This is a genomic window from Gardnerella sp. KA00288 (assembly GCF_049244085.1).
GTDB lineage: Bacteria > Actinomycetota > Actinomycetes > Actinomycetales > Bifidobacteriaceae > Bifidobacterium > Bifidobacterium greenwoodii.
In genome coordinates, this window is record NZ_CP058373.1 from 1027604 (window position 1) to 1047770 (window position 20167).

Annotated in this window: 18 protein-coding genes; 3 read left to right on the forward strand and 15 right to left on the reverse strand. The window is 43.2% G+C overall.

Features of this window, described 5'->3' with window-relative positions; translation table 11 throughout:
• Window positions 1-64 precede the first annotated feature (64 nt).
• The 5 genes from HXT52_RS03900 to HXT52_RS03920 form a co-directional block, all read right to left on the reverse strand.
• Window positions 65-2080 carry a dipeptide ABC transporter ATP-binding protein gene (locus tag HXT52_RS03900; protein WP_421775762.1) on the reverse strand — a complete coding sequence of 672 codons (2016 nt, stop codon included), beginning with the start codon at window positions 2078-2080 and terminating at the stop codon, window positions 65-67.
• 24 nt (window positions 2081-2104) lie between these two features.
• The gene (locus tag HXT52_RS03905) at window positions 2105-3082 is read right to left on the reverse strand and encodes an ABC transporter permease (protein ID WP_116712362.1); all 978 of its coding nucleotides are present in this window, start codon (window positions 3080-3082) and stop codon (window positions 2105-2107) included.
• Between the two features lie 14 nt (window positions 3083-3096).
• A complete protein-coding gene (locus HXT52_RS03910; protein ID WP_019260849.1) occupies window positions 3097-4023 on the reverse strand; it encodes an ABC transporter permease in 927 nt (308 codons plus the stop codon).
• A 213-nt stretch (window positions 4024-4236) separates the two neighbouring features.
• The gene (locus HXT52_RS03915) at window positions 4237-5874 is read right to left on the reverse strand and encodes a peptide ABC transporter substrate-binding protein (protein WP_116793887.1); all 1638 of its coding nucleotides are present in this window, start codon (window positions 5872-5874) and stop codon (window positions 4237-4239) included.
• A 384-nt stretch (window positions 5875-6258) separates the two neighbouring features.
• Complete coding sequence (locus HXT52_RS03920) at window positions 6259-7227, reverse strand: tyrosine recombinase XerC (protein ID WP_421775763.1); 969 nt, start codon at window positions 7225-7227, stop codon at window positions 6259-6261.
• 78 nt (window positions 7228-7305) lie between these two features.
• On the opposite strand from HXT52_RS03920, the gene HXT52_RS03925 reads away from it, so the two are divergent.
• Complete coding sequence (locus HXT52_RS03925; RefSeq protein WP_421775764.1) at window positions 7306-7599, forward strand: DUF6725 family protein; 294 nt, start codon at window positions 7306-7308, stop codon at window positions 7597-7599.
• Window positions 7600-7636: 37 nt separating this feature from the next.
• Here HXT52_RS03925 and HXT52_RS03930 read toward each other — a convergent pair whose 3' ends face one another.
• The 10 genes from HXT52_RS03930 to asnB all read right to left on the reverse strand — a co-directional run bounded on the left by HXT52_RS03930 (window position 7637) and on the right by asnB (window position 17863).
• On the reverse strand, window positions 7637-8740 hold the full coding sequence (locus HXT52_RS03930; protein WP_421775765.1) for a prephenate dehydrogenase: 1104 nt from the start codon (window positions 8738-8740) through the stop codon (window positions 7637-7639).
• On the reverse strand, window positions 8734-9732 hold the full coding sequence (locus tag HXT52_RS03935) for a prephenate dehydratase domain-containing protein (RefSeq protein ID WP_421775766.1): 999 nt from the start codon (window positions 9730-9732) through the stop codon (window positions 8734-8736). Before HXT52_RS03935 ends, HXT52_RS03930 begins: the two co-directional genes overlap by 7 nt.
• Before the next feature lie 81 nt (window positions 9733-9813).
• Window positions 9814-10221 carry an alcohol dehydrogenase gene (locus tag HXT52_RS03940; protein ID WP_421775767.1) on the reverse strand — a complete coding sequence of 136 codons (408 nt, stop codon included), beginning with the start codon at window positions 10219-10221 and terminating at the stop codon, window positions 9814-9816.
• A 45-nt stretch (window positions 10222-10266) separates the two neighbouring features.
• A complete protein-coding gene (gene typA / locus HXT52_RS03945) occupies window positions 10267-12192 on the reverse strand; it encodes a translational GTPase TypA (RefSeq protein WP_116793881.1) in 1926 nt (641 codons plus the stop codon).
• Between the two features lie 208 nt (window positions 12193-12400).
• The gene (locus HXT52_RS03950) at window positions 12401-13240 is read right to left on the reverse strand and encodes a ParA family protein (protein WP_004134586.1); all 840 of its coding nucleotides are present in this window, start codon (window positions 13238-13240) and stop codon (window positions 12401-12403) included.
• A gap of 48 nt (window positions 13241-13288) precedes the next feature.
• Complete coding sequence (locus tag HXT52_RS03955) at window positions 13289-14284, reverse strand: site-specific tyrosine recombinase (protein WP_421775768.1); 996 nt, start codon at window positions 14282-14284, stop codon at window positions 13289-13291.
• A 101-nt stretch (window positions 14285-14385) separates the two neighbouring features.
• Entirely contained in the window at window positions 14386-14769 is a 384-nt protein-coding gene (rplT, locus tag HXT52_RS03960; protein ID WP_116793879.1) for a 50S ribosomal protein L20, read from the reverse strand.
• 68 nt (window positions 14770-14837) lie between these two features.
• A complete protein-coding gene (gene rpmI / locus HXT52_RS03965) occupies window positions 14838-15032 on the reverse strand; it encodes a 50S ribosomal protein L35 (RefSeq protein ID WP_004128670.1) in 195 nt (64 codons plus the stop codon).
• Window positions 15013-15750 carry a translation initiation factor IF-3 gene (infC, locus tag HXT52_RS03970; RefSeq protein WP_205727541.1) on the reverse strand — a complete coding sequence of 246 codons (738 nt, stop codon included), beginning with the start codon at window positions 15748-15750 and terminating at the stop codon, window positions 15013-15015. Before infC ends, rpmI begins: the two co-directional genes overlap by 20 nt.
• A gap of 226 nt (window positions 15751-15976) precedes the next feature.
• A complete protein-coding gene (gene asnB / locus HXT52_RS03975) occupies window positions 15977-17863 on the reverse strand; it encodes an asparagine synthase (glutamine-hydrolyzing) (protein ID WP_116793878.1) in 1887 nt (628 codons plus the stop codon).
• A gap of 245 nt (window positions 17864-18108) precedes the next feature.
• Between asnB and HXT52_RS03980 the strand changes: the two genes are divergently transcribed.
• Window positions 18109-18906, forward strand: a complete 798-nt coding sequence (locus HXT52_RS03980; RefSeq protein WP_119520494.1) for a thiamine diphosphokinase — start codon at window positions 18109-18111, stop codon at window positions 18904-18906.
• Between the two features lie 170 nt (window positions 18907-19076).
• On the forward strand, window positions 19077-20132 hold the full coding sequence (gene gap / locus HXT52_RS03985) for a type I glyceraldehyde-3-phosphate dehydrogenase (protein WP_004134581.1): 1056 nt from the start codon (window positions 19077-19079) through the stop codon (window positions 20130-20132).
• The last annotated feature ends 35 nt before the right edge of the window (window positions 20133-20167 follow it).

The following is a 20167-nucleotide window of genomic DNA, read 5'->3' on the forward strand; positions in this document are numbered from 1 at the left end:
ATAAACCTAGTTATTAACCAAGTTATAAACTCTGCACCTTTTATTATTAGCTTGTATTATTTAATTAATCTAATCCAAGCTCCAAGTTTCCACCAGGAATTGCGTCGAGAAGATCGCGAGTATATTCCTTTTGAGGATGATCAAACACTTCGTCGGTTGTAGCATGCTCAACAAGCTTTCCGTGCTGCATAACAACAACCTCGTCTGCAATCTGACGAACCACTGCCAAATCGTGAGTGATGAACAAGTAGCTCAATCCGCGCTCCGCTTGCAAATCGTTAAGCAAATGCAAAACCTGATCTTGCACAAGCACATCCAAAGCCGACACAGCTTCGTCGCAAACGATAACGTCCGGATCCAATGCCATTGCGCGCGCGATTGCAATGCGCTGACGCTGGCCGCCTGAAAGCTCGTTCGGGAAGCGAGTCATAACAGAAGCAGGCATACGAACCATGTCCAAGAGTTCACGCACACGATTCTGGCGGCTCTTTTTATCGCCAATCTTATGAATTCGCAAAGGCTCTTCAATAGAACGATAAATCGAATACATTGGGTCGAGCGAACCATAAGGATTCTGGAATACTGGCTGCACATGACGGCGGAAATCAAGCAAATCCACGCCCTTTAATTCAGCAATATTCTTGCCTTCGTAAGTAACAGTTCCGCTTGTTGGCTTAAGAAGTCGCAAAACCATGTTTGCAACAGTAGACTTACCAGAACCGGATTCACCCACAATTGCCAACGTTGTTCCGCGCTTAATAGAGAACGAAACATCATCAACAGCCTTGAAAAGCTCCTTCTTACGAGGAAGCTTAAACTCTCGGGTTAAGTGATCGACTGTAATAATATGCTCGCTCTTTTCAAGAGTTTGCTCACCTACTACGTGATGCTCAAGCAAATTATCCGCATTACCACCATGCTCCTTAACGGAAATGATTCGTTGAGAAGCAAGGCTTGGAGCGGCAGCAACAAGTCGCTTAGTATAAGGATGCTGCGGATGCTGCAAAACGTCCAAAGATGGACCAGATTCAACAACACGACCCTTATACATAACAACAACGTGCTGTGCGCGAGCTGCGGCCAAACCTAAATCGTGAGTAATGAACAGAACGGAAGTTCCAAGCGAATCAGTAAGCGTATGCAAATGGTCAAGAATACGCTTTTGCACAGTAACGTCGAGTGCGGAAGTTGGCTCATCTGCAATCAGCAAATCTGGACGACAAGCCAAGCCAATGGCAATTAACGCACGCTGACGCATGCCACCAGAAAACTCGTGCGGGAACTGACGTGCACGAGTTGCAGCATCAGGCAAACCAGCCTCATCAAGTAAACCTGCAATACGGTCGTCAACATTAGCGCCAACAACATACTTTTTGGCAATTTCCCAAGCTTTGTCGTCGTTCACACCGTACTTGATTAAATCGTCTGCAACGCGCCAACGAGTTTCAGAACCTGGAACCCACTCTTTTTTGTAGTAGCCCATGGCTTCATTCATCTTGAATTCATCAAGTCCGATTTCTACCAAAGACTTGCGTGCAACTTCCATCAATTCTGGTAATTCTTTAGAACCAAGGAATGTTTCGTCCTCATTGCTTTTAACTTCTACAGCATCACCTGCAAGAGCTTCCGCAAGAGCAGAACGCTTCTCATGGCTTACATCAACACCATTTGCAAGAAGGGCTTCCTTAACCTGTGTACCAATACGCCAAACAGGGTTCAAGTTACTCATAGGATCCTGAGGTACCAAGCCCATTGCAGTGCCGCGCAAAGAAGCAAACTCTTTTGGCTTTAATTTGCTAATTTCTTGGCCATTAAGCTTAATAGAACCGCCTGTAACATGACCTGTTCCTGGAAGCAAACCCAAAACTGCCATTGCAGAAGTGGACTTTCCAGAACCAGACTCACCTACGATTGCAACCCACTGGCCGGGATATACGCTAAAGCTTGCATCTCGAACAGCGTGAACAGCTTTCTTAGAATCAGTAGTGAAATCAACCTGAAGATTTTTCACTTCAAGCAATGGACCTTGCTCACGCTGCATAGCGAGAGCGTCTACATTTTTATGCGTTGAAATGCTCATAAGTTTTATTCCTCCACGCTAACTTCACGCCTTACGGCTCTTTGGATCCAACGCATCCTTTACAGCGTCACCCATCATAATGAAGGCAAGAACTGTAATAGCAAGCGCAAATGACGGATAGAACAATACTTCTGGACTATTATTGAAGTACCTGCTGTAAGTAGCAATATCTCCACCCCAGCTCACTGTAGTAGTTGGCAAACCAATACCGAGGAAGCTAAGTGTTGCTTCCAACACGATGTAGGAGCCGAGAGAAGTTGTGCCAACAACAATGATTGGAGCCAAAGAGTTTGGAATAATATGCCTAAAGAGATTTCGTATAGGCCTAGATCCTAAAGCTGTAGAAGCTGTGTTAAATTCTAGATTCTTTGATTCCATAACAGCACTTCTAGCTATTCGAGCAACACTAACCCAACCGAATAGAACCATAACTAGAATTATCTTCCACATTGATTTTGTGGTTCTAAACATTTGGAGAACAACTATAGCGCCAAGAAGCATAGGCAAAGCCAAGAAGATGTCGGTAATGCGGCTAAGAACAGCATCAACCCAACCTCCGAAGAAGCCTGCAATAGCGCCAATTAAAGAACCAACTAAAACAACCAAAGCTGTAGCAATTATGCCGATTGTTACAGAAGTGCGAGTTCCGTATATTACACGAGCGTAAATATCGCATCCCTGCTTATCGAATCCAAGTGGATGACCAGAAGACCTTGGCATCAAAGAGTTATTAAGTACACAATACATAGGATCTTGCTTAACAAGCAATCCTGGGAATAATGCAATAAATAAAATTGCAATAATCAATATTGCGGAAATAATAAACAAAGGATTTCGTCTCAAAGTACGCCAAGCATCAGCCCACATGCTCGTAGCAGGAGCAGACTCGTCAACGGAATCAACTTCTTGTAACGGAGTTTCATCCAAGGAAGCAACGTAACGTTCCTGTCCTGGAAGAGCAATATCTGCAGCAGTCAAATTTTCCTCAACTTTTTCTTGCATAATTATGCTTCTCCTTACGCGTAACGAATTCGCGGATCAAGAGCCGCGTACAAGATATCAACAAGTAAATTACTGACTACGAAAATCAGCATAAGCAAGGTAACTACAGAAACTACCAGGTTGCTTTCACCCTTCAAAATACCTTGATAAGTAAGGAAGCCAATACCATGAATGTTAAATATTGTTTCTGTAATCATAGCGCCGCCCATCAATGCGCCCAAATCCTGGCCCAAGAAAGTAACTACAGGAATAAGCGAATTGCGCAAAATATGACGAATAATTACCGAGCTTTCTTTTAAACCCTTCGCACGAGCTGTACGAACATAGTCGAGCGCAATATTTGACGAAACTTCAGACCTTGTAAGTCGAATTACATATGCCATAGATACAGATCCAAGAACCATTGCAGGAGTGAGCATATCTAAGAATCCAGGATCATTACTTACATTAGGAGGAAGAATATGCCACTTAATACCAAGCAAATACTGCATAGCATAACCAGTTACGAAGGTTGGCACGGAAATAAGAAGCAGAGAAACAATAAGAATTACGCTATCGTACCATTTGCCTTTTTTAAGACCAGAAATAATACCAAAAGTTACACCAAACAGAGCTTCAAATGCAAACGCCATGATAGCAAGCTGAATGGTTACAGGGAATGCACGACCAATTTCATCAATAACAGGCTGACCCGCAAAGGTTTGGCCAAAGTCAAGAGTAAGCGCATTCTTTAAGAACAGTAAATATTGAATAATAAATGGTTTATCTAAATTATAATTAGCTCGAATTTGTGCTGCGACAGCAGGATTAACTGGTTTATCGCCAAACATTGCATTTACCGGATCACCCGGCAAAGCAAATACTAACGCATAAACCAATAACGTTGTGCCGAGAACAACAGGAATCATCTGCAAAATTCGACGCAGAATGTACTTACCCATCGGCTTCTCCTTGAATTGTTAACAATTACTCGCAAAAACAACAAAGTGCCACTCCAGTTAAAGAAATTTTTGGATTACTTCCTTCATTTCTTCAACTGGAGTAGCAATTTCGCTATACGCGATATTAAATTATTGAGAGGTGATATCAGAATTAAGTATTTTTCTGAATATCATGAAATTAATTTATATAAACTCCATATGAAGATTTAAATCTTACTTATGAAGCTGGTAGTACAGCGGCATATTCTGCCAATCCATTACGAATCCCTTCAAATTGTGATTCATAACAGCCTTAGCATTCATGTAAAGCAGTGGTACAGATGGAAGATCCTCAAGAAGGGTTTCGCCAGCTTCATGATAAAGCTTAGTTGCTTCACTTGCATCGGAAGATGCAGTAGCCTTGGTAAGCAATTCATCAAACTTTGGATTCTTGTAATCGCCATCATTAGAACCATTGCCATCAGCTGCGACAGAAGCGAACTGCTGAGTCAAGTAGTTTTCTGGGCTTGGATAATCTGGCATCCAGCCTGCACGCCATGCGCCCTTAACCTTACGCTTGGTGCATGCATCGCGGAACTCCTGGAAGGTTGGGATTGGCGTAGTTTCTGCCTTAACACCCAAATTGTTCTTCACATAGTTCACAACTGCATCGAACACGGACTTAGCAACAGCGTTATCAGCATTGTAGGTGAAGGTAAGAGGACCATCATACTTGGAAATGGCTTCTGCCTTAGCCCACAATTCCTTAGCCTTCTTTGCATCGAACTTCAAATGCTCGCTACCCTTCAAATTAGGATCGTAGCCTGGGGTCTTTGGAGAAGTGAAGTCTTTAGCAGGAGCAGCAGTCTTGTTCAGCACCTTTTCAGCAATTGCCTTACGATCGATAGACATGGAAACTGCTTGACGACGCAAGCGGCCTTCCTCAGTCTTAACATCGAAGTGTGGGAGGCTGGAAGCAATAGTGAACTGAAGAATTACAGAACCAGGCTTGTTGTAAGCAGTGATTGTGCTATCGCTCTGGAAGTTGCTGGTTTCAGTATCTGGAATGTTATCGGTCATATCGAGGTTGCCGGACTGTACGTCACGGTAAGCAGCATTACCATCGGTGTAAATCTTAAAGGTAACGCCATCATTCTGAGCCTTGCGAGGGCCTTCGTAAGCCGGGTTCTTCACAACTTCAATCTGCCTGTTGTGATCCCAAGACTTGAACAAGTATGGACCGGAGGAGACAGGCTTTTCACCATAAGCCTTTGGATCCTTGTAGAAGGATTCTGGAAGTGGAGCGAATGCCAAGTAGCCAACCTTAATTGGGAACACGGAATCTGGCTGCTTCAAATCAACGGTGAAGGTGTTCTTATCTACAACCTTCAAACCGGAAAGCTGTTCGTCGCCCTTCAAGCCATCCTTCTGCAATTCGTCATAACCCTTAATGGTCTGGAAGAAGGAAGCGCACTTCTGTGCATTCTTAGCGTTAGCAACAAAGCTCCAAGCCTTGGTGAAGCTTTCAGCAGTAACAGGAGTACCATCGCTGAACTTCTTGCCTTCTTTAAGCTTAACAGTGTACTGAGTTGCGTCTGCGTTTGGAGTAACGCTTTCAGCATCCTCATTTACTGGGTTGCCCTTTTCATCAAAAGTGATCAACGTGGAATTGACCAACATAGCAGGACGTGCACCAGCGTTTTCGTTAATGTTGCCAGGCACCAATTCGTTCTGTGGCTCAGTGTTATTTACGGTAATAATAACTTTTCCACCGTTTGTCTGCGCAGTCTTCGAAGCAGATGAACCGCAACCACCAAGCAACATGGCCAACGAGCAGGCCGCAGCGGCAAAAGCTAAAGCCTTATTCTTCATATTTATTCTCCTAACGTCTGGTAGGCAGGATGCTATATCAATACAAAAAGCCAAGTCATGAATAAAATAAAATCCATCTAGTTTTTATTGCCAGATGGATTCTTTTAGCCAATGACAAGGCCTCTTCGTTGATTAAAATTCAATGATACGTATTTTTGCAAACATTGCAAGAGTATAAGTAAATTGTAAAATTTACTGTTTATATCTAAAAATTACTGATTAAAACACCATTTTTTCGCATAAAAACTAAAAAACTTACTATTTTACCAATAATTTTTACTGTTTTTTACTGATTTAAATATATTACATATATGTAAATTATGTAATCTTTTATGTAAAGGCTTTGTTAATTACAGAGAAATTATGCATCTAATATGCAGATAATTAAGCACGCGGAAAAGCTTGTAAATACCGCTGTTTCAACGCTTCTATAGATACATGCGTATAGCGTTGAGTAGTATTAAGCGAAGAATGACCCAACAATTCTTGCACTTCTCTCAAATCCGCTCCACCGTTAAGCATATGCGTAGCCGCACTGTGGCGCAAAGAGTGCGGAGAAATATCCGGAACATGCGCACTTTTAGCCGCATCATGAACTACTTGTCTTACTAATCGCTGATCAATGCGCTTTCCGCGAGCGCCAAGAAATATTGCAGTTTGTGCAGAATCTTTCAATAAAATTTTTCGCCCGCTATCTGAAAGCCATTCAGACAAAGCTTTTGCGGCCGGAATCCCAAAAGGAACAACGCGCTGCTTATTTCCCTTACCTGTAACTTTTATAGTATGCGATGAAAAATTAATATCTTGAATATTTAATCCAGTAAGCTCACCAACGCGAATGCCAGTTGCATATAAAAGCTCAATAATTGCAGCATTGCGAAGTTCAACAGCTTTCTGATTTTTATTACACGAAGATGAATCATTAGCTTTAGAATCAATATTATTCATTAGCGCTTCTGCCTGAGACTCATCTAAAACAGATGGAAGAACATTCTTAATTTTTGGAGTCATCAAAATTTCTGCAGGGTCACCATTTATAAACCCAACATGCTGGCACCATGCGAAAAATCCGCGCACAGCAACAACTTTTCTTGCCAAGCTTGAACGAGCATGATTTCTAGAAGCGTCTGCCATCCAAGAACGCAAATCATCCGTAGTGAGATCTGAAATATTTTTAAAACCGTGACGATTACACCATGCTAAACACTGTTTAATATCACTTGCGTAAGCTCGATTCGTGCGCTCCCCCAAGCCCTTATTCGCGCTCACATACGTAATGTAATCATCTACTAAACTCGCATATTGGGCAGGAAAATTTACGAAACTATTGGAAGCCACTCGCTTATTTTCCATACTTAATCACCCTTGCGTAACTTTATAAACGTTTGCCATACGCGCCAGTCACATGCATAATACAACAAGGAGCATGTTATGGAAACACGTATAAAAAACTTGACTACACTACCACAGCGAATACCTGCAGGCACACGCATAGTAGTAAGAACATACAAAATTATAGAAGAAAATAACGATGGAAAGCAAAAAATCGAGTATCATGATGCGATTGGACACGTACTCGAGTGGGATGGAGAAACGCTTCACTTACTTCGAGATCCTGCAGCAAACGGCACTAGAGCTGCCGAAGAAATGTTCATTGATGCCAGAACAATTGCACGCTTAAAGCCAATGCCGGAACGCAAATTCCAAAAGCCGCTTAAAATATAGACATTAAAACTCGCGCCACACTAAGCACAAACTCGCATTAGACGTTGCTTAGAGAAGCATCTGAGCGCAATAGTAGTTGCGAAGATTCGTTGGTATTAAATCCGCAGATTTCAACAATAGATTCTCCTAAGCGCGCGGATTCTAGTAATTCCTGCTGCCAATTGATTCTGGAATCATACTTCCACAATCTGCTATTAGCAGCATCGCTTTGATTTGCAGAATCACTTTGTTGCGTATTCGTTTTACACGAGTTGCGCTGCTGGTATTTATATTCTCGCCACGATTGAGCTTTATCAAAAAACTCCTGCTCTAGCGCATCGGCAGTTTCGGAATTATTATCCAGCATATCCGCAGCAAAAGTTAGCTCAGAAATTACAGAACGCAATAATTTCGCAGTATTATGCCGATTTTCGCTTACCATTGCGCGCGTGCGTTGAGGATCTGTAAGAGCAACGCGCGTCATATCTCGCCAAGAGCCTGCAGATAATTGCAAAGCAATAGCACGATTAGGCTGATCGCATAATACATTTGCAAGAGAAGTCGCAACAACGTGAGGCATGTGAGAAATAAGTGCCGCAGAATTATCGTGCGTTTCGTCGTCTAAAACTATTGCGCGATTCTTGCATAGCGAAACAATCATTCGTAAAACATTGCTAACTCGCCAAAATTCCGTGTTGCTATCAACGGTTAATGCCCACAAAGCACCATTTAGAAGCTCAGCACTAGAAGCTTTCCAACCAGTAAATTCACTACCCGCCATAGGATGCGCACCAACGTAGCAATCCTGCAAACCTGCTGCAGCAACTTGCTGGCGAACTAAAGTTTTTACACTACCAACATCGCTAATAGTTGTGCGAGATTTGTCAATATAAGGTGCGATTTCCTGCAAAATACTTGGCATAGAAGCTAGAGAATTGCACAAAATCAGAACGTTTGGTCGAAGCTTAGCTAAATCTTGCACATTGTCCACGCAAGTAATTCCTAAATTTTCAGCTTCTTCGTATGGATTATGATGACGATTCCACGCATAAACGCTACATTCAGGCAATTTTGCAAGTCTTTTTGCAAGAGATCCACCAATAAGACCAAGACCTACAATACCAACAGAAAAATTTTGCGAAAATTCAGCGTTTTCTACCATAATAATTCTCTTTCTGCCTGCATTACGTTCAAATTGCGCAAAGAATCAACCGAAGGTTCAACACACACTCCGCCATTAGGCAGCATCCAATCGTTCATCACAGGATTATTGCGCTTTTCGGAAGGATACACTGCTAAAACTCGAACCCAATCTCCATGCTCAACAACCTCTTGAATCATATCTTTACACATAGAATCCCAAGGAGCAGAATCAACAGTTGCAATAAAACTGTATAAACCATCCTGCCCTTTAATTGGCCTAGACATAAAAGAAGTCATATTAAGACCATGATCGCGCACAACGTCAAGCAAATTTGCTAGCACGCCAGCGCCCGTGCAACGCGGAATAAAAGCAATAATTGATGAAAATGATGAAAAGTTTTCGCGCTGAATATTAACAAAATCTAAAACCTCATCTCGAGGAGCTAATACTAAAAACTCAGTGCGAGCGCCAGAAAAATCTTCAACACCTTCGCTCACAATCTGCCTATTGTATAAATCGGCACAAATTCTAGGGCATAAAGCAACTTCGCCAGGAACTAAATCCCTACAAGCAGCAGCGTTTGAAGACGCAGTTTTTTCTTTCAAACCGCGCTTTTGAGCAAACTTACGGCATTGTGCCAACGCGTGCGGATGAGCAACAATAGCAGAACAGTTATCAATTGAATCTGACTTGCAAATAACAGCATCAAAACTAATATCGACACCTACGCGAGCAATGCCAACCATATTTTTTGCATCGATTAGTAAATCTAAATTAGGTATTACAACGCCTTCAATATTGTTTTCCCACGCAATAACACCCCAATGGTTATGCTTCTCAATTTCACTAGCAATGCTAAGAACATTCTCGCAAGCAGTTGGAATAAGTTGCAAATTATCAAATGATTGTAACTGCTGTTGAACTTTTAAAGCAGCTTGATGAGTAAAAGAACCTTCCGGCCCTAAATAACATAATTTACGAGCACTATTACTGTTCTTATTACTATCCATGACTATTCCCTTAAAGACCACTGTAAAAAATACTGTCAAAACTATTGTAAAGACTACTGTAAATTCTTTACTTATTTAACACTATTCAACAACAAACCAACGCTGAGGCATACAAAGCAAAATTGCGTGAGCAATAAGAATGCCATAAAGCCAAAAATACCCAACGTACTTCACACACCAAGGCATAGGAATAGTAAAGCCTACAGGAACAAGAATTGCGCTACCAATAAAACCAAGCGCTAGAATCCATACAACAGCAGAAAAAACTACTGCGTGAATAAATAATCCCCACCATCCACTACGAGCTCTGGAACACCAAGCAGAAAGCAGGAGTAATATAACGGCAATAACAAAACCATATGGCAAATTATTCATTGCTCCAGCACGATGCACAAAAGTTCCAATTAGTGCGCATATTGCAGAAGAAACACACGTGGTCGCATACCTACCCCATAAAGGTAAGCGATGCGACCACGGTTTTGCTGTCATAGTAAATCAGCGCCTCAATTTACAAATAGTATTTTCGAGAATGCATCACGCAGCATTATTGTTTTGACGACGCTGCTTAGCACGCCACTTATACCATTCGTCACGGCTCAAAATAATCTTGCGAACACGAATTGCTTCAGGTGTAACTTCCACACACTCGTCTTCGTTAGCAAAATCAAGAGACTCTTCCAAACTCATCTTAATTGGCGGAGTCAAAGTCTCAAGCACATCAGCAGTCGAAGAACGCATGTTAGTCATGTGCTTAGCAAGCGTAATATTTACATCCAACTCGTCTGGCTTGTTGTTAATACCAACGATTTGGCCTTCGTAAACTGGGCTTTGCGGATCCACAAAGAAGATACCACGAGCCTGCAAACGCTGCATAGCGTAAGGAGTTGCAACACCCTTGCGATCGCAAACCATGGAACCGTTCTGGCGAGTAACAATCTGACCAGCCCAAGGAGCGTAGCCTGCAGAAATAGAGCTTGCAATACCAGTTCCGCGAGTAGCAGAAAGCAAAGCCGTACGGAAACCAATAAGACCACGAGAAGGAACAGTAAACTGCAAACGAACCCAACCAGAACCGTGGTTGCTCATAGAATCCATGCGGCCTTTACGATCAGCCATAAGCTGGGTAACAGTACCCATGTACTCTTCTGGAACGTCAATAGTTGTACTTTCCATAGGCTCGTTAATTTGACCATCAATAGTCTTAGTAACAACCTGAGGACGGCCAACCGTAAGCTCGTAGCCTTCGCGACGCATCTGCTCAGCCAACACAGCCAACGCAAGCTCGCCACGACCCTGAACTTCCCAAGCATCTGGACGCTCAGTTGGAATAACCTTAATAGAAACGTTACCAATAAGCTCGCGGTCCAAACGATCCTTAATCATACGAGCAGTAAGCTTATGATCTTTGCCTTCAGTTCCAGCAAGAGGAGAATCATTTACGCCGAAAGTCATAGAAATTGCAGGATCGTCAACATGAATTAACGGAAGAGGCTTTGGATCGTTCTGATCAACAATAGTTTCGCCAATCATAATGTCGTTGACGCCAGCAACAGCCACAATATCGCCAGGACCTGCAGAAGCTACAGGAGTACGTTCCAAGCCTTGAGTGCGAAGAAGCTCAGAAACACGGAAGTTTTCAATAGAGCCGTCAACGCGGGAAAGACCGTAAGTTTTACCCTTTTCCAAAACGCCGTTATAAATACGAACCAAGCCCAAACGTCCAAGGAAGTCGGAGGAATCAATGTTTGCAACATGAGCTTGAAGAGGAGCGCCTTCCTCGTATTGCGGAGCTGGAATATTTGAAATAATAGAATCAAACAGTGGTTCCAAATTGTCGTTATCTGGCAAACCACCATTTTCTGGCTGATTTTGAGAAGCGTAACCGGCTTTAGCAGCGCAATAAATTACTGGCAAATCAAGCAAAGAGTCGAGATCAAGATCAATACCTTCCTCAACAACGTCCTGAGCCAAGCCAAGAAGCAAATCAGTTGATTCGCCAACAACTTCTTCAATACGAGCGTCTGGACGATCAACCTTATTCACGCACAAAATAACAGGAAGCTTAGCTTCCAAAGCTTTACGAAGCACAAAACGAGTCTGCGGAAGTGGACCTTCAGAAGCGTCAACAAGAAGAACAACGCCGTCAACCATAGAAATACCGCGCTCAACCTCGCCACCAAAGTCAGCGTGGCCAGGGGTATCGATCACGTTAATAGTAATGCCTTCTGGGTGACCATATTTTTCAGCCAACGGACCGGTGTACTGCACAGCCGTGTTCTTAGCAAGAATAGTAATGCCCTTTTCGCGTTCCAAATCATTGGAATCCATAACGCGATCTGGAACTTCTTCACGCTCAGAGAATACGTGCGACTGTTGAAGCATGGCGTTTACCAGAGTGGTCTTACCGTGGTCGACGTGCGCCACAATTGCCACATTTCGAATATCACCGCGAACAGTCATCACAAACCTCTTCCATTCTTCGCGTTTAAGTAACTATCTACAAGCAACTATTTTAAAGCTGAAGCCAATCAAATAGCCGCAATACGTTATTGGCAAAACCAAAATCGGCAAACTGCCAAACCTCGCCGATTTTACTCGCGAGCTAAGACAGCCTTACAAAAAAGCGCGAGAAGTAAAAACAACTCGCGCAAATCAAGCCGTAAAAAACTTAAGCAACAACACCTTTAGCAATAAGCTCGCGCGCAACCTCACGATACTCTTTTGCAGTCTTGTGCTCAGGAGCAAAAATAGTAATAGGAACTGCAGCAACAGTAGAATCCGGCAATTTAATAGAGCGGGAAATCACGGAATGCAAAACTCGGTCTTGGAAAGCTTCGTAAATGCGCTGTAAGACTTCTTCGCTATGCAAAGTGCGTGTATACATAGTAACCAGAACGCCAAATACTTTAAGATTTGGATTAATTCGAGACTGCACTTTTTCAATAGATTGCATAAGAAGAGCAACACCTCGAAGTGCAAAGAACTCTGCAGCAAGCGGAATAATTACGCCATCTGCTGCTGTTAGCGCGTTTACAGTAAGCAAACCTAGAGAAGGCTGGCAGTCTACGATAATAACGTCATACTCGTCTCTAACTTTACGCAATACGCCTGCGAGAATCTGTTCACGGCCAACTTCTGTAACCAACTGAACTTCTGCAGCAGATAAATCAATATTCGCTGGCATAATATCAATATTTTCGGTTTCAGTATGACGAATTACGTCGTGAACATCTACTGACGAATCGAATAATGCTGTATAAACCGTGTTGTCAAGCGCGTTAGCGTTAATGCCAAGACCAACAGTTGCAGCACCTTGCGGATCGAAATCAACAATTAAAACGCGACGACCATACTGGCTTAAAGCTCCAGCAATGTTAATAGAGCTGGTTGTTTTACCGACTCCACCTTTTTGATTGCACATAGCAATAATTCGCGCAGGACCGTGAGAAGTAAGCGGCTCCGGCGCATGAAAAGTCTCGTATTCGCGTCCAAGTAAATCAGTAGGCATGTTCCCCACTTTATCAACAGGTATACTCACGAAACTCTGAGAATGAAATTATCTAGCACGAGGATGACTCATTACATACGCTTCGAATAAAGCATCTGGGCTAATGTGCGTGTAAATTTGCGTAGTTGTTACAGAAGCGTGACCAAGAAGCTCTTGAACTGTGCGAACATCTGCACCTCCTGCAATAAGATGCGTGGCAAGAGAATGCCGTAGCGTATGCGGATGCAAGGGGCGTCCAAGTTTTGCGCGACTACCTGCATCAACAACCACAAACCATGCTGACTGGCGAGATAAAGCATTGCCACGTTTATTTAAGAAAATAGTGTGCAATTCCTTCTTGCCTTTTGAAGATAATATTGGGCGAGATTTTTCAATATACTTACGAATAGCCCTAATCGCGCAACCACCAATTGGAACTAGACGCTGCTTTGCGCCTTTGCCAGTAAGTTTTACAACGGAGTCGTCTAAATCAATATCTTCGAATTTTACGCCAACTGCTTCCGAAATTCGCGCTCCTGTAGCGTACAAAAATTCTAGCAAAGCTGCATCTCTAATCGAAATAGCGTCCTCGCTACCAAAATTTCCAGCAGCTTCAATAACACGATTTACTTCATCAATGCTTAGCACATCCGGCAAGTAATCCGTCTGTTTTGGCGCTTTTACAAACGCTGAAGCGTCAGCGCTAATATCTCCATGAGCGAGCATAAAACGATGCCATTCGTGAATACTTGCAAGTCTTCTAGCAACAGTGCGAGATCCCAAACCTAATTTATGCAAAGTTCTAATATATGATTCAATATCTAACTGCGAGATAGCGGTAACATCTTTAATTTTTCGTTCACCATAAAGCCAAGATGCGTAATCTTGCAAATCTGAAGCGTATGCCGATACAGTTTTTTTAGAAAGACCACGCTCAATATCAATATGCGCAATAAAACGTTGAATATAAGGTTCAAATTCTTTAGGAATATTTCTTGTAATACTGCTTGTGTAACTGCCAGCAACACTGTTTTCAGCATTGTAAGAATCAATATTTTGGCGCATAAAGTTAATTATATCTAATAGCTATTTGTTCATATTGATTTTAGTACGAAAAAAGCCCACCTAAATGGGTGGGCTTAAAATCAAACTCTATTAAAGCGAAATCAGGCTTCAACTGGAGCGTTTACGTCAGCTGGCAATGCAGCCTTAGCAGCTTCGACAACAGCCTTGAATGCTTCAATATCGGAAACAGCGAGCTCAGAAAGAGCGCGACGATCCAATTCGATGCCTGCCAAATGCAAGCCCTGAATGAAGCGATTGTAGGTAATGCCTTCAGCGCGAACTGCAGCGTTGATACGCTGAATCCACAACTTGCGGAAATCACCCTTGCGAGCCTTGCGATCGCGGAAGTTATAAGTAAATGAGTGGAGCAGCTGTTCCTTTGCCTTGCGGTAAAGACGGGAGCGCTGACCGCGGTAGCCAGAAGCCCTCTCAAGAACAACGCGACGCTTCTTGTGAGCGTTTACTGCGCGCTTTACTCGTGCCATAAGTATTCCTCAGCTTTCTTAAAAATTTATGATTGCGTATTCGTTTACAAGCAATTCTTACTTGTTACTTACTTAACGAGCAAGCCCTTAAGCTTCTTGCTCTGCGCAGTAGCCAATACTTTATCTTCGGAAAGAGCACGACGTTTACGAGCCGACTTGTGCTCCAAGTTGTGGCGCATGGCGCTACCATCGTGCATCACCTTACCGGTACCGGTAAGACGAACGCGCTTGGACGCTGCGGAATTAGTTTTCATCTTCGGCATTGCTGCCCTCCTTGTGATGTTGATCGGATTGCATAGCATTTACTGCATCTGCAGCCTGTGCCTGCACTTCCTGCTTTGCCGCAAGACGTGCAGCCTGGCGAGCTTGACGCTCTGCACGAGATTCAGCGCCTCTACGACGCTGCTCAGACTGTGTATGAATCTTCTTGCCCTTTGGAGCGAGAGTCATAATAATATTGCGACCCTCTTGCTTCGGCGCAAACTCAACGGTGCCACTTTCAGAGACCTCATCCGCAAGTCGGCGTAACAGTTCAACGCCGCCAATTGGACGAGACTGTTCGCGGCCACGCAACATAATAGTGACCTTTACCTTATCTCCACCGTTCAAGAAACGAAGTACATGACCCTTTTTAACGTCAAAATCATGATCATCAATTTTGAGGCGGAAACGAATTTCCTTAACCTCAGCAGTGGTCTGATTACGGCGCGCTTCACGAGCCTTCATCTTTTCGTTGTACTTGTACTTACCGTAGTCAATAAGCTTGGCTACTGGAGGCTTAGCAGTAGGCGCTACCTCGACGAGATCGAGGTTAGCTTCCCTTGCAAGGTTTAACGCGACAGAGGTTGCGATAACTCCCACCTGCTCGCCTTTTGGACCAATAAGGCGCACCTGAGGGACTCGAATCTCCTCGTTAATGCGTGGTTCGTCGCTAATGATGACTCCAATCCTTCTAAATACTGGTAGAATGCAATACACCAAGAAGTCCAAGAGTTTAAGGATTCAACACTTCATATCAATAAAACGCGTAAATTACACGCGGCAAGCAGCTTAAAACAAAGCCAACTCGCATGAGCGAAGTAATGAACCCGAAACCACAGTAGGCTTCCAGGTGGGGACATCCCACTTTCTTGATTACTCAAGCCAAATGTTTAGTATACTACATGCCTTGACAAATAACCATTGCGCAAATTGCTAATAGACTTGCTTATGCAACCTGCACAGGATCAGGCTTCAATCCATCGTGATTAAAGTACACGTCATACCAGGTCAAGAAAGTGTAAACTGTCCAAATCTTGCGACGATCGTCAGTACGCTTAGCATAGTTGTTATCAATCATTTGAAGTAAAGCGTCACGATCGAAGAACTTTGCCGCATCGTCACTTTCAAAAGTTTTGCGCACAATCTTATAAAAGCGTTCCTCGCGCAACCAATCCTTAACTGGCACTGGGAAACCAAGCTTTTCACGGTCATACCAAGCCTTAGGCAAATGACGTGCAGCCGCTTGACGGAAAGCAAACTTCGTATTTTCATCAGTAATCAAATACTTAGTAGGAACCTGCTCTGCAACATCCATAAGCATACGGTCAAGTAAAGGCACACGAAGCTCCAAAGAGTGAGCCATTGTCATTTTATCTGCCTTAAGCAAAATATCTCCCGGCATCCACTGATGCATATCGAGATACTGCTTCTTCTTAACTTCCGAAAGACCCTTACCTAAAATTCTGTTGTAAATAGCACCAACAATATCCATAACATGCGGACCTTTACGGTATTCAGGCTTCAAAAGTTTTACAGCATCTTCCTCATTGAAAACCTTTGACTGGCCAATAAAATGCTCCTCAGCTGGAGCCAAATTAGCGTACAAATGCCATGCTCCATGGAAATGCTTTCCTTTTGCTGCTCTACCAATTGCATAACGCAACTTTTTCGGCAACTTTGCGAGCATACGCGTCACAACTTTAATAAGCTTGGAACGCGTGTGAACACCATAATCAATGTATCCTGCAAATAATTCATCTGCGCCTTCGCCACTTAACACAACGCGCAAATCCTGAGAAGCTAGCTTCGCTAGGAAGAACAATGGGACGCAAGAGAAGTTAGAATCAGGCTCATCTAAATACCATTGAATCTGCGGGAAATAACGGAATGCGTCTTCAGCATCAATAATTTCAGATTTATTATTCAAGCCAATAATTTTCGCCAATTCTCCAGCCTGCTTGGACTCGTTATAACGTCCACCAGCAAAACCAATTGAATACGTGTGCTCTGGGCGAGCAACAGCGGCAACATAGCTAGAATCTACGCCTGAAGAAAGGAAGGAACCAACTTCAACATCTGCAATCTGATGAGCTTTAACAGAATCGCAAACAGTTTTATCGATTAAATCCACAAGCTCGTTCAAATGCTGCTTGCTTTCACGGAAATTAGGATCGTAATACTGTTCGATTTTCATCTCACCATTTTTATAAGTGAAGCAATGTCCTTCAGGAAGCTTAAACACGCCCTTAAAGAAAGTCTCACTAATTGCAGGATATTGGAATGTCATAAAAGGCTTAAGCGCGTTCTCGTTTAGTTCCTTCTTAAAATCCGGGTGACGAAGAAGAGATTTAATTTCGGAACCATACATAAAAGTACCGTTCATTTGCGCATAGTAGAAAGGTTTAATGCCAAAATGGTCGCGAGCGCCGAACAATTCTTGAGTTTGCTTATTCCAAATAACAAACGCAAACATTCCGCGCAAACGTTTAAGTAAATCCTTACCCCACTGTTCATAACCGTGCACTAATACTTCTGTGTCGCAATCAGTGTGGAAAATGTGACCAGCTTTAATAAGTTCTTCGCGAAGTGGCTTGTAGTTATAAATTTCACCGTTGAATGTAACTGCAAGATTTCCGTCTTCGTTATACATTGGCTGAGAACCGCCGTGAAGATCAATAATGCTTAAACGACGAAATCCCAATGCTGCATGATCATCAATCATTGTGCCATACTCGTCAGGCCCACGGTGAGCAATTACATCCGTCATATCTTTAACAATTTGTTTTTTGACGTTAATTGGGGTGTCATTAATGAACCCAGCAATTCCGCACATTTATTTCTCCTCGTAAGGTGCACAACACAAGTCATATTATTTTCCAACAAATTATTTTCCTGCTACTAATGCAGAAAATCTATAATGTCTTAGAAAATCTAGTCTGATATGCAATGTTACATCAAGCGCTTTATGTTATTGAAGAATATCAAGCAAAAACATAACAAAATACTACTCAATACAGCGTTTGTAAACTATTGTTTGGAAGCATTAAATAGATACTAATAGAGCGTTATTATGATGATATGGAACCTTTGCAACGCTGCGTAGTACTAGCAGCAGGAGATTATTACGACAATACACGTGAGCATGTGCCGGATCGCGCACTAACCATTGCTGCAGATGGTGGATGGGATCATGCATGCGAATTAGGTTTGCATGTAGATGCTCTTATTGGAGATTTTGATTCTGTTCGCCTTAAGCTTCCTACAGACGCCATTATTACACGTTTGCCATCTGAAAAGGACGATCCAGATTTACTTTCTGCATTAAAAGTTGGATGGTCTAAAGGAGCTAGAGAATTCCATATTTTTGGCGGCTTAGGCGGACGCGTTGACCATACAATTTCCAATATTCAACTTATGGTTCGCTTAGCTCGTCGCGGCGGAATTGGCTTCTTATATGGCGACGGTCAAATCGTTACCGCTATTCACGATGGTTCACTTGATTTTCCAGCATCAAACGGAAGCGAATCTCGCATAGTTTCAGTGTTTTCGCACACTCCTGTTTCAAATGATGTAAACGAGACTGGTCTAAAATATCAGCTTGAGCATGCTGTTATGCACGGCGACGCTGTTCAAGGTTTAAGCAACGAATTATTAAACAACACACCGGCTCATATTGATGTTCATGAAGGAACGCTTATTGTAACCTTCCCAATTAACGCTCCTTTGCCGCAAGTTAGCTGGTTCAAAAGGCCTGTTGGAGATTTAGGTGAAATTGACACTTCTATTTCTGAAGCATTAGCTGTTCCTCTGGAAAGTGAAGCAACTCCAACTGACTCAACTACTGCAGCTGCAGAGTCTATGACTTACAACGAATAGACCTTTAACTCTTTCACATTACGTGCACTGTTCTGCAACTTTTCGTACAGACCGCACACTAAAATAAACACCGTTAATTCAAATAACGATGACCACAATGCGTGAGTTTTCATCGCGAAAATAGCGCGACTTAAACGTTGCGCACGAGGTCTCACTCAAGGGAGAACCACATGACAGTCAAGATTGGTATTAACGGTTTCGGTCGCATCGGTCGTCTTGCATTCCGTCGTATTTTTGAGCTTCAAGCTCGCGGCGGTCAAGCCGGTGATATCGAAGTCGCAGCCATCAACGATCTGACCACTCCTTCTATGCTCGCCTACTTGCTTAAGTACGACAGCACCCACGGCACATTCCGCCACGATGACGGCACCCCAGTTGAGGTGACTTCTACCGAAGACGCAATCGTCGTAGATGGTAAGACTTATAAGGTATACGCCGAGAAGGACGCCAATAACATTCCATGGGTTAAGAATGATGGCGTTGAATTTGTGCTTGAATGCACCGGTTTCTATACTTCTGCAGAAAAGTCCCAGGCTCACTTGAACGCTGGCGCTAAGAAGGTTCTTATCTCCGCTCCTGCTAAGGATGAAACCACCCCAACAGTCGTATTCGGCGTAAACCATCAGATTTTGAAGGCCTCCGACAACATTGTTTCCGCTGGTTCTTGCACCACCAACTCCATGGCTGCCATGGTTAAGCTCTTGCAAGATAACTGGGGAATTAAGTCCGGCTTCATGACCACAATCCACGCTTACACCGGAACTCAGATGATTCTTGACGGCCCACGCGGCTCCAAGCCACGTAACAACCGTTCTGCAGCTTGCAACACCATTGAGCACTCCACCGGCGCTGCTAAGGCAATCGGCAAGGTTGTGCCAGAAGTTAACGGCAAGCTCCAGGGTCACGCACAGCGTATTCAGGTTCCAGATGGTTCCGTTACCGAGTTGACCACCGTTCTTGAGAAGCCAGCAACCACTGAAGAAATCAACGAAGCCTTCAAGAAGGCTTTTGAGAACTGCGAGTACTTCGGCTACAATGCCGACAGCATCGTGTCTTCCGACATTATTGGCGACACCCACGGTGGCGTTTTCGACCCAACTCAGACCGATGTGAACACCGTTGACGGCGTAACTTTGGCTCGTACCGTTACCTTCTACGATAACGAGTGCGGCTTCACTGCTAACATGATTCGCACCCTTCTTTACTTCGCTGAAATCTCCGAGTGATTTCGCTGAAGTAAAAATCAGAATAATCTGATTTT